17 protein-coding genes and 1 pseudogene are annotated in these 23897 nt (G+C 42.5%); 8 read left to right on the top strand and 10 right to left on the bottom strand.

All coding sequences use genetic code 11. The features are described 5' to 3' along the window. Positions 1 to 15 precede the first annotated feature (15 nt). Positions 16 to 1488, bottom strand: a complete 1473-nt coding sequence (gene betB, locus A9Z07_RS10010) for a betaine-aldehyde dehydrogenase (protein WP_069578311.1) — start codon at positions 1486 to 1488, stop codon at positions 16 to 18. Further along, positions 1481 to 2107: a transcriptional regulator BetI gene (betI, locus tag A9Z07_RS10005; protein ID WP_005228886.1), complete on the bottom strand. Its 627-nt coding sequence runs from the start codon at positions 2105 to 2107 to the stop codon at positions 1481 to 1483. The genes betB and betI overlap by 8 nt, the downstream gene beginning before the upstream one ends. Positions 2108 to 2372: 265 nt before the next feature. Here betI and A9Z07_RS10000 point away from each other — a divergent pair, with 265 nt between their 5' ends. Beyond that, complete coding sequence (locus A9Z07_RS10000; protein WP_069578307.1) at positions 2373 to 3983, top strand: BCCT family transporter; 1611 nt, start codon at positions 2373 to 2375, stop codon at positions 3981 to 3983. A gap of 116 nt (positions 3984 to 4099) precedes the next feature. Then, positions 4100 to 6160, top strand: coding sequence for a choline transporter (locus A9Z07_RS09995; RefSeq protein WP_047430836.1), 2061 nt, complete (start codon positions 4100 to 4102; stop codon positions 6158 to 6160). Positions 6161 to 6212: 52 nt separating this feature from the next. On the opposite strand, the gene A9Z07_RS09990 is transcribed toward A9Z07_RS09995, so the two are convergent. The 3 genes and pseudogenes from A9Z07_RS09990 to mqo all read right to left on the bottom strand — a co-directional run bounded on the left by A9Z07_RS09990 (position 6213) and on the right by mqo (position 9674). Then, positions 6213 to 6668 carry a hypothetical protein gene (locus tag A9Z07_RS09990; RefSeq protein ID WP_069578302.1) on the bottom strand — a complete coding sequence of 152 codons (456 nt, stop codon included), beginning with the start codon at positions 6666 to 6668 and terminating at the stop codon, positions 6213 to 6215. Between the two features lie 41 nt (positions 6669 to 6709). Then, positions 6710 to 7987: pseudogene (locus A9Z07_RS09985) on the bottom strand (MFS transporter); the annotation flags it as partial. A gap of 46 nt (positions 7988 to 8033) precedes the next feature. After that, positions 8034 to 9674 (bottom strand): malate dehydrogenase (quinone), encoded by a 1641-nt coding sequence (gene mqo, locus A9Z07_RS09980; protein WP_069578294.1) that lies wholly within the window; start codon positions 9672 to 9674, stop codon positions 8034 to 8036. A gap of 400 nt (positions 9675 to 10074) precedes the next feature. On the opposite strand from mqo, the gene A9Z07_RS09975 reads away from it, so the two are divergent. After that, positions 10075 to 10515, top strand: a complete 441-nt coding sequence (locus A9Z07_RS09975; RefSeq protein WP_069578289.1) for a GNAT family N-acetyltransferase — start codon at positions 10075 to 10077, stop codon at positions 10513 to 10515. A 136-nt stretch (positions 10516 to 10651) separates the two neighbouring features. Here the strand turns inward: A9Z07_RS09975 and A9Z07_RS09970 are convergent, their stop codons facing one another. The 4 genes from A9Z07_RS09970 to A9Z07_RS09960 form a co-directional block, all read right to left on the bottom strand. After that, a complete protein-coding gene (locus tag A9Z07_RS09970) occupies positions 10652 to 12082 on the bottom strand; it encodes a hypothetical protein (protein WP_069578284.1) in 1431 nt (476 codons plus the stop codon). A 164-nt stretch (positions 12083 to 12246) separates the two neighbouring features. Further along, a complete protein-coding gene (locus tag A9Z07_RS09965; protein WP_069578280.1) occupies positions 12247 to 13530 on the bottom strand; it encodes a ribonucleotide-diphosphate reductase subunit beta in 1284 nt (427 codons plus the stop codon). 143 nt (positions 13531 to 13673) lie between these two features. Then, positions 13674 to 13805: a hypothetical protein gene (locus A9Z07_RS17630; protein WP_004655460.1), complete on the bottom strand. Its 132-nt coding sequence runs from the start codon at positions 13803 to 13805 to the stop codon at positions 13674 to 13676. A gap of 69 nt (positions 13806 to 13874) precedes the next feature. Continuing rightward, positions 13875 to 16715 (bottom strand): ribonucleoside-diphosphate reductase subunit alpha, encoded by a 2841-nt coding sequence (locus tag A9Z07_RS09960; RefSeq protein ID WP_004770761.1) that lies wholly within the window; start codon positions 16713 to 16715, stop codon positions 13875 to 13877. A 544-nt stretch (positions 16716 to 17259) separates the two neighbouring features. On the opposite strand from A9Z07_RS09960, the gene bfmR reads away from it, so the two are divergent. Then, positions 17260 to 17976, top strand: a complete 717-nt coding sequence (bfmR, locus tag A9Z07_RS09955) for a response regulator transcription factor BfmR (RefSeq protein WP_004770762.1) — start codon at positions 17260 to 17262, stop codon at positions 17974 to 17976. Between the two features lie 106 nt (positions 17977 to 18082). After that, on the top strand, positions 18083 to 19723 hold the full coding sequence (gene bfmS / locus A9Z07_RS09950; RefSeq protein WP_005256169.1) for a sensor histidine kinase BfmS: 1641 nt from the start codon (positions 18083 to 18085) through the stop codon (positions 19721 to 19723). Positions 19724 to 19842: 119 nt separating this feature from the next. On the opposite strand, the gene A9Z07_RS09945 is transcribed toward bfmS, so the two are convergent. Next, positions 19843 to 20199 carry a hypothetical protein gene (locus tag A9Z07_RS09945; RefSeq protein ID WP_004770764.1) on the bottom strand — a complete coding sequence of 119 codons (357 nt, stop codon included), beginning with the start codon at positions 20197 to 20199 and terminating at the stop codon, positions 19843 to 19845. A 582-nt stretch (positions 20200 to 20781) separates the two neighbouring features. Between A9Z07_RS09945 and A9Z07_RS09940 the strand changes: the two genes are divergently transcribed. The 3 genes from A9Z07_RS09940 to nuoC all read left to right on the top strand — a co-directional run bounded on the left by A9Z07_RS09940 (position 20782) and on the right by nuoC (position 23893). Continuing rightward, complete coding sequence (locus tag A9Z07_RS09940; protein WP_004770765.1) at positions 20782 to 21333, top strand: NADH-quinone oxidoreductase subunit A; 552 nt, start codon at positions 20782 to 20784, stop codon at positions 21331 to 21333. Between the two features lie 6 nt (positions 21334 to 21339). Then, a complete protein-coding gene (locus A9Z07_RS09935) occupies positions 21340 to 22017 on the top strand; it encodes a NuoB/complex I 20 kDa subunit family protein (RefSeq protein WP_004655450.1) in 678 nt (225 codons plus the stop codon). An 88-nt stretch (positions 22018 to 22105) separates the two neighbouring features. Then, complete coding sequence (nuoC, locus tag A9Z07_RS09930; RefSeq protein WP_069578275.1) at positions 22106 to 23893, top strand: NADH-quinone oxidoreductase subunit C/D; 1788 nt, start codon at positions 22106 to 22108, stop codon at positions 23891 to 23893. Positions 23894 to 23897 lie beyond the last annotated feature (4 nt).

Here is a 23897-nt window from a genome sequence, read left to right as displayed (position 1 = left end):
TGAAGGGTGAGCGCATTAGAAAATGCTTTGATACTCACCTAACTCAACTTGAATAGATTTGATACGGGTGTAATGACCCAGTGTGGTTAAGCCATTTTCACGGCCTACGCCTGATTGCTTATAGCCACCTACGGGCATTTCCGCAGGGGATTCACCCCATGTATTGATCCAGCAAATACCTGCTTCAAGCTGGTGAATAATGCGATGTGCTTTGGTAATGTCTTGAGTCACCACACCTGCTGCCAGACCGAAGTCAGTGGCATTGGCACGGCGAATCACTTCTTCCTCAGTTTCATAGCTCAGAATGCTCATGACTGGGCCAAAGATTTCTTCCTGCACAATCGCCATATCATCTTGGCAATCACTGAAAACGGTTGGTAATACATATGCGCCTTTGGCTAGATCACCTTCAGTGGCACGGCCACCACCGATCAGCACTTTCGCACCTTGCTGTTTGCCAGACTCGATGAATGACAGCACTTTTTCCATATGCGGGAAGCTGGTGAGTGGACCAAAATTGGTTTGCTCAGCCATTGGATCACCAATACGGATACGTTTTACACGTTCAACAACGGCTGCTTCAAAATCAGCGAGCATGGTTTTTGGTACAAATACACGCGTACCATTGGTACATACCTGACCAGAACTAAAGAAGTTCGCCATCACTGCAATATCAGCAGCACGATCAAGATTGGCATCATCACAAATAACCAGCGGAGATTTACCACCAAGCTCCATCGTCACTTCTTTCAACGTTGAACCCGCAGCACTTGCCATCACTTTCTTGCCAGTTTCGACACCACCAGTGAACGAGATTTTTTCAATCACTGGGTGTTCAGTTAGCCATTGACCAATATCACGACCAGCGCCTTGTACTACGTTAAATACGCCGTCTGGTAAGCCTGCTTCGGTATAGATTTCAGCAAGTTTGAATGCAGTCAGTGGCGTGGTTTCGCTTGGTTTGAAAATCATGGCATTACCCGCAGCGAGGGCAGGGGCAGATTTCCACATTGCGATTTGAATTGGATAGTTCCATGCACCGATACCAGCCACTACACCGAGGGGTTCGCGACGGGTATAGAAGAAGCTTGATTCGCGAAGTGGAACTTGTTCACCTTGAATGGCAGTCGCAAGGCCTGCGTAGTATTCAAGTACATCGGCACCCGTTACGATATCGACAGTCGATGTTTCGCTGTAGGCTTTACCTGTATCGAGGGTTTCTAACTGAGCCAGTTCATCATTACGTTCGCGTAAGATATCAACTGCACGACGTAGGATACGAGAACGTTCCATTGCGGTCATGGCAGCCCAGATTCTCTGGCCTTGTTGTGCGCTTTGAACAGCCGCTTCAATGTCTTGTTGTGACGCTTGTTGAAGTGTTGCGATCACTTCACCGTTGGCAGGGTTAATACTGGTAAATGTTTTACCACTGGTCGCTGCGACATAACGTCCGTGGATATACAATTGATGAACTTGTGCATCACTCATTCTGTTTCTCCTGCAAGGGCTTGTTCGCAAATTGCAATTGCGTTTTTACATAATCGTAAGCAATGGAACGTGCCAGCTGGCTGTCAAACTCGTCATGACTGCTTAAACTGCCACGTAACCATAATCCGTCAATCAAAGCCGCCAATCCGCGGGCGGCAATGCTTGCCTGTTGTTTATCATCGACCAACATGAGGAAATAATGTTTCAGGTTGGAATACAGGCGTTGATCATTAATTCGTTGTAAACGTCCAAGTTCGGGAAGGTGCATACTTGCAGACCAAAAGTCTAACCAGACCCGCATGGCTTGTTTGTTGACCTGACTAATATCAAAGTTGGAATCAATAATGGCCTTGATCTGGCTTTCTGGATGTGGATCTGCTTCCGTTTTATATTGGTCAGTTTTCTGACGCAAAACGTTGAGCATCTCCTGCATACAGGTATTGATTAAACCCTGCTTGTCACCAAAATAGTGACTCACAATACCGGTTGATAGTTCGGCCTTTTTTGCAATCTGTGCAATGGTGGTATTGGATAACCCCACTTCAGAAATCACATAAAATGCGGCGTTAATAATTTCTTCACGTCGCACATGTTCCGGTTTTACTCTACGCTTTGTCATGCTTATCCATTTAAAGCCCTGCCAAGGTGCTTTTTATTCAACATTTCTCAATGTAGAGCATCATAACATTTTTTTATCATACTTTTTATTGATTGAACGTTCAATCAATAAAAAGTATAATCTGTAAAAATCAATTAATTTTTGCTTGGCAAGAATAGATGTAAAGTAAGAAATCAAGGCTTCTTATGGATAAGAAGGTAAGTACTCAATAGGACTTATCACATTATTTTTTAAGAAAAATACACCAATTGCAAGGAGCAAGAACATGGTGTCAAAAAGTAATGAAGGATCCCCATCCGAACCCATACGTTTAAATTTGTTTGTTTTTTGGAGCTCTGCAATCAGTATAGGCATTTTTGGCCTATTGTTTGTGCTGTTTCCAGCCCAAAGCCAGTTCTGGCTGACCTATGTGCAAGGGCAGGCAAACAAATTATTTGGCTGGTATTACATGCTGGTCATTATTCTGTGTTTAGGTTTTGTTGCCTGGCTGGCATTTTCGCGTGTCGGACAAATTCCCTTAGGGCGAGATGACGATAAACCTGAGTTCGGTTATCTGGCGTGGGTGTCTATGCTCTTTTCGGCGGGGATTGGTATTGCCTTGCTGTATTATGGCGTGGCTGAACCTGTTGATCACTTCTTGCGACCACCCGAAGGTACAGGCGGAACAATTCAGGCTGCACGGGATGCCATGATGTATAGCTTCCTGCATTGGGGGATTCATGGCTGGGTACTGTATGCCTTATTGGGTGTAACACTGGGTTATTTTGCCTTCCGTTTAGATTTGCCGCTGGCACTGCGTTCTGCGTTATATCCGATTTTTGGTGAACGTATTTATGGTCTGGTTGGTGATTTTGTCGATGGTTTCGGGATTCTGGCGACGGTTATTTCCCTTGTGACCAATCTGGGCATTGGCGCATTAGTGTTGGTGTCGGGCCTTCATTATTTAGTACCAGACATTCCCAATAATCATACAACGCTGATTGCCGTTGTGTTATTGATGATGTTTGTGGCGACCATTACAACAGTCATCGGTATTGAAAAAGGTCTGGCATGGCTATCGCGTATCAATCTGCGTCTGTTGTATGCCTTATTGTTATTTGTGTTCCTGACTGGCCCAACTAATCATTTACTCAATGGTCTGGTGCAGAACACGGGTGATTACCTCGATCATTTCATTAGTAAAAGTTTTGACATGTATCTTTTCAATGCCAAAGCGGGTGAATGGCAGGGTGCATGGACGGTATTTTACTGGGCATGGTGGATTGCGTGGGCGCCATTTGTCGGCATGTTTATCGCACGTATTTCTAAAGGCCGTACCATTCGTGAAGTTGTGCTGGGCGTTTGTCTGGTGCCATTGGGCTTTACCTTAGCCTGGATCTCAATTTTTGGAAATACAGCGATTGATCTGATTTTAAATCAAAAGCAGCAAGCACTCGGCGATATGGTGTTGACCGATGCGGCTTTATCTCTATTCAAGCTTCTCGAATATTTACCATTCAACCCCTATATTGCTGGCATTGTTGTTGTGATTTGTTTCGTATTGTTTTTGACCCCAGTGGGTTCTGGTACACTCATGATCGCAAATCTGTCCTCGAAAGGGGGTAGCAATGAAAGTGATTCACCAATTTGGTTAAGAGTTTTCTGGTCTGTGGTCATTACCATTGTCAGTATTGGCTTGCTTTTGGCAGGGAGTTTTCACTCCATGCAAAGCGCGGTGGTACTTTGTGGTTTGCCATTTTCCGTTATTATTTTGCTGTATATGTTTGGGTTAGCCAAAGCCCTGAAGCAGGATGCTTTACGACCTCAACCGCCGCAAGTTATAGCGCCAGTAACCCCACCATCACATTTTGCAACTGAAAAATCAGAAACATTGTAATTTGGGTAATGACTTTTATTTTTCATTTTTTATTCAGAAATGTCTTTTCATTGAAGATGCAGTGGAAAGACGTGGATGAATATTTTCTTTTTGTTCTCTAACTCCCTGAGGATTGTATGGCAACAGATAATCCAAGAGCGGTTGATGATTCTACATTAGCGAATAAAGATCATTTGAATCGTGTGGTCTTTTATGTTTCAGCTCTACTTATTTTAACATTTGCACTTGTTACGATTTTTTTTAACGATTTTGCCAACCACTTATTGAATGTGGTACTGGCATGGGTCAGTGATAAATTTAGCTGGTACTACCTGTTAGCAGCGACGCTTTATCTGGTCTTTGTGGTCTTTATCGCTTGTTCCCGTTATGGCGATATCAAGCTCGGCCCAAAACATTCGAAGCCTGAGTTCAGTCTACTGAGCTGGTCAGCCATGCTGTTTGCGGCAGGGATCGGGACAGACTTGATGTTCTTCTCGGTTGCAGAGCCGCTCTCCCACTATATGAATCCTCCTGTTGGCGAAGGTCAGACCTTTGAGGCGGCTCGTCAGGGGATGGTGTGGACGCTATTTCACTATGGTTTAACTGGTTGGGGCATGTATGCACTGGTCGGGATGGCGTTAGGTTACTTTAGTTACCGCTATAATCTGCCACTGACTATCCGTTCTGCGTTATACCCGATTTTTGGTAATAAAATTGATGGCCCGATTGGCCATACCGTCGATACTGCCGCCGTCATTGGTACCATTTTTGGTATAGCAACTACTTGTGGTATCGCGGTTGTACAGATCAATTATGGTCTGCATGTACTGTTTGGCTTACCAGAGAACCTGTGGATTCAGATTGCCCTGATTGGGCTTGCGGTAATCGTCACCATTATTTCAGTGACAGCAGGGGTCAATAAAGGCATTAAGATTTTATCTGAAATCAATATCTATGCTGCAATTGGCTTGATGCTGTTTGTATTGTTCCTCGGCAATACCGAATTCCTGCTCAATGCACTGGTACAAAACTTTGGCGATTATATTAGTCGTTTCCCGAGTCTGGCACTGGAAAGCTTTGCCTTTGACCGTCCAAAAGACTGGATGAATAGCTGGACCTTGTTCTTCTGGGCATGGTGGGTGGCTTGGTCTCCATTTGTTGGTCTGTTTCTGGCACGTATTTCCCGTGGTCGTACCATCCGTGAATTTGTCTGCGGTACCTTGATCATTCCATTATTGTTCACCATTACTTGGTTATCTATTTTTGGTAATAGTGCCTTACATAGCGTGATCTTTGATGGAAATACGGCACTGGCACAAACGGTATTGACCGATCCTGCGCATGGTTTCTATGACTTGCTGGCTCAATATCCGGGCTTTGCCTTTATTGCGGGTATTGCCACCATTACGGGTTTATTGTTCTATGTGACGTCAGCGGATTCTGGCGCTTTGGTGCTTGGTAACTTCACTACCAAATTCTCCAATGTCGATAATGATGCGCCGCGTTGGTTACGTATCTTCTGGGCCACTGCAATTGGCTTATTGACGGTTGCCATGCTGATGGCAAACGGGATTACCGCCTTGCAAAGTGCCACGGTCATCATGGGATTGCCGTTTAGTTTTGTTATGTTGCTGGTAATGGCGGGTCTGTATAAGTCCTTGCGCTTAGAAGATTATCGTAAAGCCAGCCGCAGTCTGAATGCGGCACCTGTGGTGGGTAACGTTGATATTCTAAACTGGAAACAGCGTTTATCTCGCGTTATGCATCATCCAGGCAGCAGCGAAACCCAACGTATGCTCGACAGTGTATGTAAACCTGCCGTTCAGACCGTTGCGGATGAGCTGGTCAAGCGTGGCATGAGTGTCGAAGTCACGCAAGGTGAAGTGGAAGAGAGTGATACGCTGTATCATCTTGATCTCACCATTTACATCGAAGAAGAGCATAACTTCGTTTACCAGATCTGGCCTGTGCGTTATATCGCGCCGACCTTTAGTGAGCGTGGCAAACGTGGTAAGCAACATTACTATCGTTTAGAGACGTTCCTGTATGAAGGTTCACAGGACAATGACTTGGTGGGATACACCAAAGAACAGGTGATTAATGACATTCTCGATAAGTATGAACGTCACATGACTTTCTTGCATATCAACCGCATTAGTCCCGGAAACCGTCCTTTGTATCCTGATTCGCAAGATTAGTATTCGCAATAAAAAAACCTCACGTCATGTGAGGTTTTTTATTGGATAGTTTTTATAAAGCGCCGTGTTGTTGCCAAGTTTCACCTGTTTCATAAGGCGCATATTTTTGTTTTAGTTCATGTAGGGACTGGCTTTGATACAGTGCAAAAATAATCATGATCAGAAATAAGCCTGCCAGTTTGATCAGGCGTTTATTCTTATACTCATCGGAATATAAATGGAAAATACAATAGAAGGCGACAATCAGATAAGTGCAAAACAGTGAGTTAAGCACCAGATAAATCAGCAAGGCTGCCGTCACAACGGTGGCAATTCGGTTTTTTAAGACGGTTGGACGAAGGCTGAGTACATTTAAAATCAGTAAGCCAAAAGAGGTCCAGAAAAGATAAGCGCTGCCGCCAATAATCACGATATAGATGGATTGCAGGCACAAAAGTACCAGCCATACAAAAATGGAAACAATAATGAACCTAGATGCACCAGAGGATGCGGGCAAAGTGTGTTTCATATGACTTACATTGATTTTTCTAAACAGCGATATAAAAGAATTTAAAAACGGAATTTAAATAACGCTTTGCTTCTGACGCTAGTTAAAGCCACGCAGAGCAAAGAAAGCGTGCCGCCGATCAACATTGCTGGAACCACGCTGAAAAAGCGTGTCATCACACTGGACTGCAATGCGCCTAGCTCATTACTAGACGTGACAAAGATGCCATTAATGGCAGCAATACGTCCAAGCATGTCCTTGGGGGGAATAAGTTGCAGTATGGTTTGACGAATGACAATGTTGATACTGTCACAAGCTCCCATAATAATGAGAACTGCGACAGAAAAATAGAGGTGTCTGGTAACAGCAAATAACAATGTGCAACAACCAAATCCTGCAACGGCCATTAGCATGATCTGCCAAGGTCTATGTTTGGGTGGATAACGAACCAGAATCATCATCATGATCAGGCCGCCAAACGCAGGCGCAGCACGCAATAGACCGAAACCGTCGGCACCGATATGCAACACATCCTGTGCAAAAATTGGTAGCAGGGCAATGATGCCACCAAAAAATACCGAGCCAAGATCGAGAAACATGGCCCAGAAAATAATTTTAGTTTTAAAAATAAATTGCAGTGCCTGTTGCAGGCTTTTAGCAATCGATTCGGTTTGAAGTTGTGGAAATTGTCTTTTTTGTAAGCGCCAGAGTGCCACACTGCCTGTCATAAATAATCCGACGATAACGGCAAAGGTAATATCTAGATCAAGATGCGCCAGCAAAAAACCACCGATCACGGGAGCAAGGATACCGCAGGCCTGCCAGCACATGCTGGTCCATGTTGCGGCATTGGTATAAAGATGTTCGGGCACGACAAAAGGTCGTAACGAGTTAAAGCACGGACTATAAATACCGCGAATGCAGCCAAATAGAAATAAAAGACTAAAGGTCGATATTAGTAAGACGGTGGTTGTGATTTTGTCCGACTGAAACAGATCGAAGCACAGCCATAAAGCGATGGAAAGGGGAATGGCAATACTAAAGCTGATCTGCAAAATACGCTGGCGATTAAAACGGTCAGCAATATAACCGCCCCATAAAGAGAGCGCCAAAAAGGGTAAGAAATCCATGATCCCAACCAGACCGAGGATGAGTGGATTCTTGGTAATTTGATAAAGATGAAAAGCAATCAGCACTTCCTGAATCAAAACCGCAAAGGTTAAGCAGCATTGATTGATGGTCAATAACTTGAAGTCACGACAGGCAAATGCGGCAAAAGCTGAGGGGCTTACATCGGAAGGCATAGATTTAAAAAGGCACAGAAAAAATAAAACAAAAAAGGGAAGAGCCGAAACTCCTCCCTTTTGAACTCATTCCTAAGCAGAATTACTGAGCAACAGCTTCAGCTTTTTCGACTTTTTTCGCAGGAATCAAGTTTGCTGGTGTCGTATAGTTCAAGCCAAGTGTTGAGCTTGAATAATGACGGATTTGATCAAGCAATGCTGGATCATTGGCAAGATCTTGACCATAAGAACGGACAATCTCGTGCAACTTGTCATTCCACACACCTTTGGTTTGCTCTGGGAATGCTTTTTCAAGCAAGTTAAGCATGATGTAAGGTGAAGTAGAAGCACCCGGAGAAGCACCCAACAATGCTGTTACAGACTTGTCTTTAGACGCAAAGATTTCTGTACCGAATTGCAATTTAGCTGGTTTGCCCGGTTCTTTCTTGATGATCTGAACACGTTGACCACCTTGTTGTAGATGCCAGTCTTTTGGATCTGCTTCAGGATAGTATTTTTTCAACTCGTTGAAACGGTCAGCATCCGACATCAATACCTGACTTACGAGATACTGTACAAGGTCAGCATTTTGTAGACCAATTGCCGCCATTGGTAACACATTGTTTTTGTTGGTCGATGTAAGCAAATCAAGTTGTGAACCATTTTTCAGGAACTTGTTTGAATAGGTTGCGAATGGGCCAAACAATACATATTTTTTACCGTCGATATAACGGGTATCAATATGTGGAACAGACATTGGAGGCGCACCAAGATCAGCACGGCCATACACTTTAGCTGTGTGTTTTGCAGTTACCGCTGGATTGTCGGTTACAAGGAACTCACCACCTACAGGGAAGCCAGCGTATTGTTGAGCTTCTGGAAGGCCAGTCATTTGCAATAATTTGATTGCCGCACCGCCCGCACCAATAAACACAAAACGCGTTTTTACATGATCAACTTTACCAGATTTCACATCTTTGAAAGCGACAGACCAAGTGTTGTCGTCATTTTTGCTAATGCCAGTGACTTCTGTTGAAGTGCTTAGCTTGAAGTTTGGACTTTTTTCGAGATTGCCAATTAACTGTTTGGTGATTGCACCGTAGTTCACGTCAGAACCTACGTCCATACGTGTTGCAGCAACTTTTTGTTGAGGATCACGACCGTCCATCACCAATGGAGCCCATTGTTGAATTTCAGCTTTGTCTTCACTCAATTTCATGCCAGCGAATAATGGATGTTGAACCATGGCAGCATAACGCTTTTCCATAAAGTTCACATTGTCGCCCCAGACAAACGCAATATGCGGTACTGGGTTGATGAATGTATTTGGAGTTTCAAGCACACCTTGTTTGACTTGGTAAGCCCAGAACTGTTTTGCAATTTCGAACTGGCTTGCCACGTTGATGGCTTTAGAAATGTCCATTTTACCGTCTTTTTCTTCGGTATAGTTCATTTCCATAAAGCCAGAGTGACCTGTACCCGCATTGTTAAAACCGTTTGAACTTTCTTGTGCAACAGCATCAAGACGTTCATACATGCGGATGTTCCAGTCTGGTTGTAATTCGTTGAGGTAAGTACCTAAAGTGGCACTCATGATCCCGCCGCCGATGAGTACAACATCGACAGTCGGCTCGTCATTTGCAGTTTTAATTGCCTTAGACGCAACTGGTCTAAAAAGAAAGGCAATTGCAATAATAATTAGTACTACGAGCAGTACTAATAAATATTTCCAAAATTTTTTCATTCAATTTACCTTAAAAATTAAATGACGCTCTATATGACAAACGATATAGAGAGAAAGAATTTAAATGATGATACAGACGCAATAAAGGCACATCAGTCAAGGGATGGCCTTGAAACAGACGTTGGAGGAGTTAGTTCATGAATTTTACTTTAAATTAGACAGTGTTTTAGTTAACGAATGTTTCAAAGTGTACTAATCAAGTCGCTTTTAATTATTTTATGTATTTATATTGTGTAAAGTGGTGGAAAATCTCTCGTTTATGGTTTAGAGAAGTGTGTCACATTTTAACCAAATATAACGTTAATAAATTGGTTCTGGTGAAAAAAGCCGATTGGCACTGCCTTTTGTTTAGGGTTGGCTTATGCTTTTGAAAATTAGAAGAGCAAATGGAAGTTATAAAGTGAAATTAAGACAGCTCTGCCAGCGAGATCAGCAAAACTGGATGTCATTATGGCAAGGATACCAAGCTTTTTATCAGGTTGAGATCGATCCTCAAATTACAGAAAAAACATTTTCTCGTTTACTTGATCCTGATGAAGCGATGTACTGTCTGGTTTTCGAAGAGCAAGAGAAGCTGGTTGGTTTTGTGCATTTTATTTTTCATCGAAGTACATGGACGATAGGCGACTATTGCTATTTACAGGATTTATTTGTTGAACCGAATGCGCGGGTAAAAGGTTTGGGACGCAAATTAATTGAAGCTGTTTATGAAAAAGCGGCTGAAAGACAATGTTCACGTGACTACTGGTTAACGCATGAAAGTAATGAGCAGGCCAGAAGGCTTTATGACAATATTGCTATAAACGCTGGTTTTATCCAATATCGAAAAAATCTGGAATAATTTTTAAAAATCCGTTATCTGAATGCTTATGCAATTGTGCTGGAGTATCGGAACTGACTGGTTGATAGAGGATGGTAATACCTTTAGTACGGAAGAAGAGGTATTGCAAGGATGACCTCTTCTCAATAAGCTTTTTTTATTTTAATTGATGGCTATAAATATGGGTGTCTTTTTTACTCTCATACACTGAGCCATCTACCCAAAAAACTTGGTCAGAGTTTGCTTCAACTCCTAGTACTCTGAGATAACCTTTAATTGCTAATTTTTGCCAAGATGTACCCCAGTCTTTTGAATAAAAGACTGCAGTTGCAGAAACTGTTCCTCCAGAGCTTGTTGGTTTGCGCCAAGTACTTGGTTGCAAAATGCGCGCTGCAATATGTTCACTCATTGTGGTAATCAAAAGTGCATCATGGGTTATCCAAATATCATAAACATATGAAGAACCATTAAAAGGTGAAAAAGGATGGGGTAAAGTTCCATGTATTTTCCAACTTAAATTTTCTGGGAGTAACTCTGCAATCACATCTTGATCTTGATCCATATAATTCTGAATGGTAATAACTTTACCTTGGGTATTCTGCGCTAATTTCTTGATTGCTAAACCCTGAATGCGCTTAACTTCACCCATGACCCATTTATCATTGATTCGATCAAGTTTAGCTTGGGTTGTCACTTGAAATGAGCCTGTAGTTAGAGCTCGACTAAAAACCTGTGTTACCCATAAGATTGCATGATCATTATGTAACTGAGTAATAAAAGCTTTTATTTCTCCAAGATCATCGGCCTTCCAGTCTGGGTCTAAATTGGATTTATCTGTCAGAGAAGTGATATCAAATAGAAGAGGGGCGGAAGCCATAATGGTTTCTATATTTTTTCCTTGATCTTTAGAAAAATAAAGTCCACTTGGTTGATTAGCTGCCAGTCCTTCTGTTGGTTGCTCAAAGGCAAAGTCTTTCCATACCCAGAGTGCATTGTCTTTATATGCTGTAGGACGAACCGTCCATGCTTGTTGCTCAACTGAGGAAAAAAAGCCTTCGTTCTGAATTTTCCAATGACGGCCTTGATCATCACTACGGAATACGGCAGTTTGTTTTGAATAATCTTGTTGACCTTTATTAAGATCCGTTAAGACTAATACGCTATTTAATATGGGCACTAAACAACCCACTCCTTCAAATCGTGCGACTTCTTCGAAATGCCCCTGATCATTAAGTCGTGAGATGTATGTGATCGGTATCTCTTTACTGAATCCGAGGAAGTTGCTGTACTCGTCAGCTTTTTTAGGAGGGAGTAATGTGTTTAGATCGAAAGATTTGCTAGGCTTATCATAACTAAAATATGTGGAATCACTTCGGGCGACTAACCATGTTCCACTGGGAGTGATTTTTATGCCTGTACAATATTGTTGCATTTCTCTTTGGAAAGGGCTCTCTACACTACCAATAATTTTATTTTGTGGCTTTTCGCCCAGCCACTCATATTTTGCTGCCGTTATAATAGTGAGGTAGATTCCTAATATTGTAAGAATTAATACAATAAAAAACCATTTAAGGCGAACGTAAGACATTGGATTCGAAAGCTCGTTATTTGTTATTAATAATCTAAACGTGACATAAATAAAGGTTAAAATTTAAAAATATTTTTGCTACTGAGATAAGAATAATATACAACATAAGATATTTATAATCTTATGCCACGTTATTATTAGATAACAACGTGGCATAATCAAATTTACCAGCTTAACGCGCCACCAGTTTGGTAATCCGTTACACGCGTTTCAAAGAAGTTCTTCTCTTTACGCAAGTCCATCATCTCAGACATCCAGCCAAACGGGTTAGTTACACCAGCAAACTGCTCTGGTAAACCAAGTTGCGCTAAACGACGGTTACAGATGAACTTCAAGTATTCTTCCATCATGCTTGCGTTCATACCCAATACACCACGTGGCATTGTGTCACGCGCATATTCGATTTCAAGCATAGTGCCTTCAAGAATCATTTGAATCACTTCTTCTTGGAACTCAGCTGTCCACAAGTGCGGGTTCTCGATCTTGATCTGGTTGATCATGTCGATACCGAAGTTCAAGTGCATAGATTCATCACGCAAGATATACTGGAACTGCTCAGCAACACCATTCATCTTGTTACGACGACCCATACTCAAGATTTGAGTAAAGCCACAGTAGAAGAAGATCCCTTCAAGAACACAGTAGAATGCGATCAAGTTACGAAGTAAACGTTGGTCGTTTTCAGGTGTACCTGTATTGAAAGTAGGATCACTTAAAGATTGAGTGTACTTCAAGCCCCATGATGCTTTACGCGCAACACTTGGAATCTCACGATACATGTTGAAGACTTCGCCTTCGTCCATACCCAAAGATTCGATACAGTATTGATAAGCATGGGTGTGAATCGCTTCTTCAAATGCTTGACGTAAGATGTATTGACGGCATTCTGGGTTGGTAATGTGACGATAAATCGCCAATACCAAGTTGTTTGCAACCAATGAATCGGCAGTCGAGAAGAAACCTAAAGAACGCATGATAATGGTACGCTCATCTTCGGTTAAGCCATTTTCAGACTTCCAAAGTGCGATATCGTGGTTCATGTTGACTTCTTGCGGCATCCAGTGGTTTGCACACCCGTCAAGGTACTTCTGCCAAGCCCACTCGTATTTGAATGGCACAAGCTGGTTCAAGTCTGCGCGACAGTTGATCATCGCTTTATCATCAACCTGAACGCGCTGAGCACCCATTTCAAGTTCTTCTAAACCTGGTGCAACGTCTAAGTGTTCTAGGGCTGCAGATGCTCGAGCCAGCGAATCGGCTGAATCTGTTGATCGCACGGTACTGGTTCCAGCGGATTGTGGAGCTGCCACGCGCGGCGATGGTTGCTCTGAATCAGATACCACTTGCGTATTAACCGTTTTTTGCGTGTCGATGGGCGCAGACTTGTGTTCAGGTGCAGTCGGTTTTTGCGAATCATCTTCAAAATCGTCCCAACTAAGGATAGACATATCAATTCTCTCTTCGTTGCTTTATATCTTTTATGAAGACATCTCAATCAAGAAGATGTCCTTACTATACGCTCAATTTGTGTAAGCAAAATTAAGTTTTATTGATTGATTTTTTATAAGTGACCAGTGGGCACTGACAATCCCTAAGACTTATTTTGATTACGCTGTTGTCTACGTATTTTAAAAAACGCGTAAACGAGGGGGATATAAAACACTAGAAAGGCACAAATCAGAACAATCACACCAAATTGATAATTATGACTGAGATGGAACATGATCTATGCCTCTATAGATTTAAATCTTGCAAGGCCCTTCCAGAGTGAGAAGGGCGTATGCGGATTCAATTACTGACAAGCTTCACAGTCTGGATTGTCGATTGAACAAGCCATTGGTACTGGTGCTGCTGTCGTAAAACCATCTTCTTCAACTGGAGTTTCTGGTTTTTTCTCTGCAACCGCCGCAGGTGCTGCTGCAACCACAGGCGCTTCAACCGATGCTGGTTTTACTGCATTGAGTGCACCAGTATTAATTGTTGATTTCTCAGCAGAGGTCGCACCTAAAGCTCGGAGGTAATATGTGGTTTTAAGACCACGTAACCATGCCATCTTATAAGTGATGTCAAGTTTCTTACCGTTCGCGCCAGCGATATAAAGGTTCAATGACTGTGCTTGGTCGATCCATTTTTGACGACGTGATGCAGCATCTACGATCCAGCGTGTATCAACTTCAAACGCTGTTGCGAAGATTGCTTTTAATTCGTCAGGAATACGTGCAATCTTTTGAACCGAACCTTCAAAGTGTTTCAGGTCATTTACCATCACTGTATCCCAAAGACCACGTTCTTTTAATGCACGAACAAGGTAAGGGTTGATCACAGTGAATTCACCAGACAGGTTAGATTTCACATACAAGTTCTGGAATGTTGGCTCAATTGATTGAGACACACCACAAATGTTTGAAATGGTTGCTGTTGGTGCAATCGCCATCACATTCGAGTTACGCATACCGTCTTTTTGAACTTTGGCACGTAAAGTGTCCCAGTCTAAACGTTGTGTACGATCCACTTCGAACATGCGTTCTGGACGTGATTTTGCAACGATTTCTAAAGAGTCGATTGGTAAGATACCTTGATCCCACAATGAACCTTTGAATGTTGAGTAAGCACCACGTTCGATTGCAAGGTTGCTTGATGTTTCGATTGCGTAGTAGCTGATCACTTCCATTGATTCATCAGCAAAATCAACTGCTGCGTCAGAACCGTAAGCAAGATTCATTTCATATAATGCATCTTGGAAGCCCATGATACCCATACCCACTGGGCGGTGTTTCATGTTTGAGTTTTTCGCTTGTGGAACAGCGTAGTAGTTGATGTCGATTACGTTATCGAGCATGCGTACCGCAGTTTTTACTGTACGAGCAAGCTTCTCACGATCTAACACACCACCTTGAACGTGTTGTACAAGGTTGATCGAACCTAAGTTACATACCGCGATTTCGTCTTGGTTTGTGTTTAAGGTAATTTCTGTACACAAGTTCGATGAGTGAACCACGCCCACGTGTTGTTGTGGTGAACGTAAGTTACATACATCTTTGAACGTGATCCACGGATGACCAGTTTCGAATAACATCGAAAGCATTTTGCGCCATAAGTCTTTCGCACGTACTTTCTTGTGTAGCATGTTTTGTTCTTTTGCTACAGCTTCGTAGTGTGCATAACGCTCAGCAAATTCAGCACCTGTTAAGTCATGCAGGTCTGGTGTTTCAGAAGGGGTGAACAGTGTCCATTCCGCGTCTTCAAATACACGTTGCATGAATAGGTCAGGAACCCAGTTTGCAGTGTTCATGTCATGGGTACGACGACGGTCATCACCTGTGTTTTTACGTAGCTCTAGGAATTCTTCAACATCCAAGTGCCAAGTTTCGAGGTACGCACAGACTGCACCTTTACGCTTACCACCTTGGTTAACCGCAACCGCTGTATCATTTGCAACTTTAAGGAATGGTACAACACCTTGTGATTTACCGTTGGTGCCTTTGATATAAGAGTTCAATGCACGTACAGGTGTCCAGTCATTACCTAAACCGCCAGCCCATTTTGACAGCATTGCGTTGTCACGCATTGCGCCATAAATGTCATACAGGTCATCACCAATCGTGGTTAAGTAACAGCTTGATAACTGTGGACGTAACGTACCTGAGTTAAACAGGGTTGGTGTAGACGCCATGTAATCGAAGCTAGACAATAAGTCATAGAATTCGATTGCGCGGTCTTCTTTATGTTCTTCGTTGAGTGCAAGACCCATCGATACACGCATAAAGAATAATTGTGGTAATTCGAAACGTACGCCATTCGAGTGAATGAAGTAACGGTCAAATAAAGTTTGTAGACCTAAATAGGTAAACTGGTTTGAGCGCTCTGGCTTGATTGCAGCTGCCAATTTTTCAAGGTCAAAGTCAAGCAGGTCAGCAGAAAGAAGATCAAGCTCAATACCTTTCTTCAAGAAGGTTTCTAAAGCATTGCCTTCAGGTGTATCTGAAGGTAGACCTAAGAATTCAAGACCTGTGCTCACCAATTCATTTGATAATAAACGTGCAGTCACATAAGTATAGTTTGGCTCTTGTTCGATACGCGTACGGGTCGCCATCATCATGGTCGTCGCGATATCGCTTTCTTTTACGCCGTTATATAAGTTTTTAACGGTTTCATCAACGATCGCTTGAACATCAATACCTTCCAAACCTTCGCTTGCCGTCTGGATGGTTGCAGTCAACGCATCAAGATCTAATGGCTGGAGCTGGCCATTGCTGTCGGTGATCTGAAGAGTAGGGTGATGGTTCGCACCAGTTTGCTGACGGGCACTTGCGCGTTGGTCACGATAGATCACATACGCACGGGCAACTTTTTGCTCGCCAGTACGCATCAGGGCCAATTCAACCTGATCCTGAATTTCTTCGATATGAATCGTGCCACCAGAAGGTAAACGACGGTTAAATGTGTTCATAACCATTTCTGTAAGTTGGGTGATGCGGTCATGGATACGACTAGAGTCAGTACCTTGTTGACCTTCAACAGCTAGAAATGCTTTCCCAATCGCAACAGAAATTTTCTCGGCATTAAATGGCGCAATCTCACCGGTGCGCTTAATGACCTGAAGTTGGCCAGGAGTAGAAGTGATGATGCTCATGTCAGCATAGCTCCATTATCATCTATTTTTATGTTCATTGACCGTTTGAATCGAGCAAAAAGCATGCCACGATGTTTGAGGGATAAACACAATACTTAGTGGTTAAAGTTTATTTTCAACACAAGATACGGGATTTTTAGTACTAGATCAATCCTTGACATTTTACTAATTTTTTTTTCATGTCTTAACTGCTGAATTCACAGGGACATAGCATAACAAAGCCATTAAAAAAGGCTTATAGATAACTCTGTGGATAAGTCAAAAAACAGACACTTAAATTGTTATAGGCGAAGAAAGAAACAAATTGTTTAACATTGGCACAAAATCTATACTAAACATCCATCCTGAAGAAAAAACGCTTACAATTCTGAAAAATATATTAAAATTCATAATTTTAATAAAAAGATAACAAAACAGGGTGAGCGTGTATCAGTTTGGTGAACGGCTACTTGTTTACAATGTAAACGTGTGTATATTGCAATTCATAAACCAATGTATCTGTCAGATTTCATAGACAGATTCACTCAGATTTTAGGGGCAACAAATGAGCCAAGAAGAAAAGTTACCGAAGATTTTGATTGTTGAAGATGACGAGCGTTTAGCGCGTTTAACCCAAGAGTATTTGATTCGTAACGGTTTAGAAGTTGGTGTTGAAACTGATGGTAATCGTGCCATTCGTCGTATTATCAGCGAGCAACCAGATTTAGTGGTTCTCGATGTGATGTTACCTGGTGCAGATGGCTTAACCGTTTGTCGTGAAGTTCGTCCGCATTATCATCAACCCATCTTAATGTTAACTGCTCGTACCGAAGATATGGATCAGGTACTTGGTCTGGAAATGGGCGCAGATGACTATGTTGCCAAGCCTGTTCAGCCACGCGTACTGTTAGCGCGTATTCGTGCCTTATTACGTCGTACAGATAAGACGGTTGAAGACGAAGTTGCACAACGTATCGAGTTTGATGATCTTGTGATTGATAACGGTGGTCGTTCAGTGACTTTAAATGGTGATCTGGTTGATTTCACCAGCGCTGAATATGACTTGTTATGGTTACTTGCTTCAAATGCAGGCCGTATCTTGTCTCGTGAAGATATCTTCGAGCGTTTACGCGGTATCGAATATGATGGTCAAGACCGTTCGATTGACGTACGTATCTCGCGTATCCGTCCAAAAATCGGTGATGATCCAGAAAATCCAAAACGTATTAAAACAGTACGTAGTAAAGGTTATCTCTTCGTTAAAGAAACCAACGGGATCTAAATCCCTGGAATCCTCCTTCTTTAAGGGGGATTCTTTCCTTTCTGCTAAGGACTTGCGTAGCAGGCTGCTCAAGCGGGGTTTTAATGAGCTTGGAATTATTTAGCTTATGGTAAGTCGAGTACTGAAAAACAGCATATTCTTGCGTATTTATGCTGGCTTGGTGGTTTTAGTTGTTGTCGTTGCCGCATTTTGTTATTTGCTGGTGCAGATTATCAACTACCAACGGGCGCAAGAATATCGTGAATCTCTGACCGATGGCATTTCCTATGTCATTAGTGAGGGGGTATCTCGCCAGCCAGAAAAACAACAGAAACTCGACTGGATTTCCGATGCATCTGATTTGCTGGAATTACCCATCTACTATGTGGATGCGGAACGGGTAGAGTTATCGCGTACCGAGAAAAAGCGCATTGCCGAGCAAAAGTCGGTGGTTCGTTATGATGCCAATAATGGGATTGGCTATATTATTATCGGTCTAAAAGACGATCCCAAGCATTTTCTCTATATCAAAGTGGATAAAATTGGCGAACGCCAGATGAAGGCGCTGCCGATTTTTGTGCTGGATTATTTGATTTTCTATCCCGGACAAGAGCGCGAATATTTAGACCGAATCAAAAAGCATTTCTATTATCCGATTGAAATTGCAGATATTAAAGATATTAATTTGGATTCAGAGCAAATTGGTCGTTTACGCCAAGATCAAAGTATCTTGCTTTATAAAGACAGTGCAACAGTCCGTGGCACGACCATTTCAATTGTGTCTCCAATGCCAAACCATCCTGCACAAGTGCTGATCTTAGGCCCAGTGCCGATGTTTAACTGGATGCCATTCCAGCTTTCAGCAGGGATTACCTTATTCAGCTTATTCTTACTGAGTTTGGGTGTTTACGGTTTGATTCTGCCGCTTGAACGTAAAATCCGTCAGGTACGTTATGCCTTGAACAAGATGAAGTCAGGTGATTTGTCTTTACGTGTTCCGATTGAAGGAACCGATGAAATGGCGAATCTGGCATCAAGTTATAACAATATGTCGGATCATATTCAGCGTTTGATTGAAGCACAGCGTGAATTGATGCGTGCGGTATCACATGAACTCAGAACCCCTGTTGCACGAATCCGTTTTGGGATGGAAATGCTGGCAGAGGAAGATGACTATAATTACCGTATCCAGCAAGTCGACATGATTGATAAGGATATTGAAGCACTCAATACCCTGATTGATGAAATCATGACCTATGCCAAACTGGAGCAGGGCACACCATCTCTCGATTTTGAAGAAATTGTACTGGTTGAAGTTCTAGACCAAGTGGCAATGGAAACGGAAGCGCTGAAGACACAAAAAGAAATCGAGTTGATTGCACCACCAATGGCGTTGCAGGTCGATGCAGAGCGTCGCTATCTACACCGTGTGGTACAGAATCTGGTTGGAAATGCCGTGCGCTACTGTGACCATAAGGTGCGTATTAGTGGTGGTATCCGTGCCGATGGCAATGCCTATGTCTGCGTTGAAGATGATGGGCCGGGGATTCCTGAGCAGGAGCGCGCCCGTATCTTTGAAGCCTTTGCGCGTCTGGATGATAGTCGTACTCGTGCTTCAGGTGGTTATGGACTTGGTTTGTCGATTGTCAGCCGTATTGCTTACTGGTTTGGTGGTACCATTCAGGTTGATCAGAGTCCAAATCTAGGCGGTGCACGTTTTATCATGACTTGGCCCGCAAAACGATATAAGCAAGTCTTAAAGAAATAATTAAAGAAAAAGGAATGGCGAGTACCATTCCTTTTTTGTTTTAAAGCCAATAAAAAAGCCAAAGCGATAAACACCTTGGCTCAATTGAAATAAAAACTTTTAAATCAATTCATCTACTTTTACTCATGAACCGAAGGATCTGGTTCGATCAATGGTTTGCCTGAGCGCAGCGCATGTAATGCGTCGGCATTGAAATCAATGAGTAGGGAATTGTTTTTAATATCGATTTTATAGCCTTGGATCAGTGCCTGATCTCCATTTAAGGTTTCGACCTTATAACTGTCTGCAATATTAAGAATGCTTTCTAAATTAGTTGTGGTTGCGGCAAAATCCTCTCTAAATACTTCATAGATATCTCTTAAATCGAAAATTGCATTATCAGCATCTGGATGTTTTCGAACATAACTTTCTATATGACGCATGAGTAGTTGTGAAAAAAAGAAATAATCCGAGTCGTGTGTGTATTCTAGATGCATGTTTTTCTCCTTCTTTGCTTCTATTAGAATAACGATCTATTGCTCGAGCTGTGTATAAAGATAATTAAAGTATTTAGCTGAATTGCAACATATTATGTCGAAATGACAACTTGATTTCAGTGCGGTCTTTTAGTCGGAGAAAGTGCCTGATCTGCCTGTTTAAATCATTGTTTAATAGAATAGGGATTCTCCGCTTGATAAATACAAATATAGAGAGTGATTTGAATAAATTTTGTTTAAATTTTCAGCACAAATTTGTATCAATGCAATGATTTAGTTCGTGCTGCTATATTTAGGAACATTACGCAGAAATGATGAATGTTTTTGATGCACTAATAAAGAAAAAAATGATCAATATAGAGTCTTTGATTAGATAATTCGATTTCTAGGGGTGAATTAACCATGATCTTGTATATATCAGTAACTTTATGGACAAAATCATCCGAAAGACTAAAGCGCTTCAACTAGCATGAGAAATTAGAAATCAGGTACAATTGGCGGGATTAATTTTGTGTTTGGTGTATTTGAAGGCCAATACATACATTCTTTGTTAAAAATAGGCCTGCCAGGAGTTATCCCCGCATGAGTGCCATTACTCCATACGATTGGGCAATTATTGCCTTCGTGATCGGCGTTACATTTCTTTGCGTTTTTATGCTCACTGTTCCCTTACTCCTAGGGGGTAAAGCATGGGGACGTGCGAAGCAAGAGCAGTTTGAGTCAGGTGTAGTTGGTGCGGGCGGTGCTCGTATCCGCTTGTCTGCCAAGTTCTATTTAGTTGCAATTTTCTTTGTGGTTTTCGATCTGGAAGCCCTCTATCTCTACGCTTGGTCAACTTCAGTTCGTGAAGTCGGTTGGGTTGGTTTTGCAACTGCCGCAGTCTTTATTCTAGTTTTATTAATTGGTTTGATTTACGAACTTTCAACAGGCGCACTCAACTGGGCTCCTTCTGATCGTCGTAAAGCTGCTGGTGTTAAAACTAATATCGGTTCGCCAAATATGAACATTGCTGACATTACCCGATTCAATAACATTGAAGAGTTGGTTGTCGATCCTACTGGTCATATTCCAGCACAGTCTTCTGGTCGTGTTAAATCTAAAACACCGACTACCTCAACATCTGAACAGGAGTAAGTCGGGATGAAATATACTTTAACCCGTGCGAATCCGGATGCCGATCAATATCCATTACAAGATCGTCAAATTGTCACTGATCCCCTTGAGGAAGAAGTTAATAAAAGTGTGATGATGACACGTCTTGAAGATGTGTTGCATACAGCGGTGAACTGGGGGCGTAAAAACTCTTTGTGGCCATTTAACTTTGGTACTTCATGCTGCTACGTTGAATATGCAACCACATTAACCGGCGTTCATGACTTGTCACGTTTTGGTGCCGAGGTTATTCGTGCTTCACCGCGTCAGGCAGACTTGATGATTGTTGCAGGGACCTGCTTTGTCAAAATGGCACCTGTAATTCAACGTTTGTATGAACAAATGCTTGAGCCTAAATGGGTTATTTCAATGGGTGCTTGTGCTAACTCTGGTGGTATGTACGACATCTATTCCGTGGTTCAGGGTGTAGACAAAATTATTCCTGTTGATGTGTACATCCCAGGTTGTCCACCTCGTCCAGAAGCATTGATTCAAGCATTGATGTTACTTCAAGACCAAATTCAACTAGAGCGCCGTCCACTTTCAGCGGTTATTGGTGATGATCTTCAGCCTGTGTATAAGCCAAAGATGATGCCAGAACGTGACCGTAAAAATGCTGAACGTATTGCGGTAAAAAACTTACGCTCTATGGATGATATTAAATAATTTTAACGATGAGTTTTTGACATATCCCGTGATGGATATGGTCATCGGAAAAATTGCCAGAATTTGTATTAAATAGGAAGCCAAGCCAATGGCTGAAACTGACATTGCTATGCCAGAATCAACTCCAGTTGATTCACGCCCAGCATTTGCAATCGTAGAAGAGCTCAAAACCAAATTTGGTGAGAACTTTTACGTGCAGGCGACTTTTGAAGAGTTTCCAACAGTCTGGGTTGAGCGCGCACGCGTGCAAGAAGTCCTCATGTTCCTCCGTAAAGTGGAACGTCCTTATGTCATGCTGTTTGACTTGTCAGCGGTAGATGAGCGTTTACGTGTTCACCGCGATGGTTTGCCAGCATCTGACTTCACTGTGTTCTATCATTTGTTATCGCTTGAGCGTAACAGTGACATCCGTATCAAAGTTGCGTTGAATGAAAATGATTTAAGCATTCCAACGGCAACCAACATTTGGCCAAACTCCAACTGGTACGAGCGTGAAGCTTACGATATGTTCGGTATCGATTTCGCAGGGCATCCAATGCTCCGTCGTATCTTGTTACCAACCTATTGGGAAGGTCATCCGTTACGTAAAGAATATTCTGCGCGTGCGACAGAATATACGCCGTACATGCAAGACCAGGCAAAGCAAGATTTCGAACAAGAACACTTACGCTTTGTACCAGAAGACTGGGGTCTAAAACGCGGTAATGATGACGAAGACTTCATGTTCCTGAACTTGGGTCCTAACCATCCATCTGCGCACGGTGCGTTCCGTGTGGTCTTACAGTTAGACGGCGAAGAAGTTAAAGACTGTGTGCCTGATATCGGTTATCACCACCGTGGTGTGGAAAAGATGGCTGAACGTCAAACATGGCATTCATTCATTCCTTATACGGATCGTGTTGACTACTTGGGTGGTTGTGCGCAAAACATGCCATACGTGATGGCTGTTGAGCAAATGGCAGGGATTAAAGTTCCTGAGCGTGCACAAGTCATTCGTGTCATGTTGAACGAATTATTCCGTATCAATAACCACTTGTTGTTCTGTGGTACAGCGATTCAGGATGCGGGTGGGATGACACCAGTATTCTATATGTTCGCAGACCGTCAAAAAGTCTATGACATCGTTGAAGCGATTACCGGTTACCGTATGCACCCAGCATGGTTCCGTATCGGTGGTACAGCACACGACCTTCCAAACAACTGGCAAAAACTTGTTAAAGAATTGCTAGAGTGGATGCCGAAGCGTTTGAACGAGTACTACACTGCTGCACTTAAAAACTCGGTATTTATTGGTCGTACGCGTAACGTTGCGCAATACGATGCTAAATCTGCGTTGGCTTGGGGTGTAACGGGTACAGGTTTACGTGCGACGGGTATCGATTTTGATGTTCGTAAATATCGTCCATACAGTGGTTATGAAAACTTCGACTTTGATATTCCAGTGGAATATGAAGGCGATGCATACGCACGTGTCTTGGTTCACTTCCGTGAAATCACTGAATCATTGAAAATTATTCAACAGTGCTTGGATAACATGCCATCTGGTCCATATAAAGCGGATCACCCATTGGCTGTTCCACCACCAAAAGACAAGACATTACAAGATATTGAAACCTTGATTACGCACTTCTTGAGCGTATCTTGGGGTCCTGTAATGCCAGCAGGCGAGTCTTCATTTATGACTGAAGTTGTGAAGGGTGCGAGTACGTATTACCTCACTTCAGATAAGTCAACCATGAGTTATCGTACGCGTATTCGTACGCCAACGTTCACGCATTTACAGCAAATGCCATCTGTGATTAACGGCAGTCTGGTTTCTGACTTGATCATTTATTTGGCGACCATTGACGTGGTTATGGCTGACGTGGATCGCTAGGGGT

Origin of the sequence: Acinetobacter sp. YK3, assembly GCF_001729365.1 — a bacterium.
GTDB classification, from domain to species: domain Bacteria; phylum Pseudomonadota; class Gammaproteobacteria; order Pseudomonadales; family Moraxellaceae; genus Acinetobacter; species Acinetobacter vivianii.
Note: the sequence above shows the minus strand (reverse complement) of the source record. Positions and strands in the feature narration are given on the sequence as shown.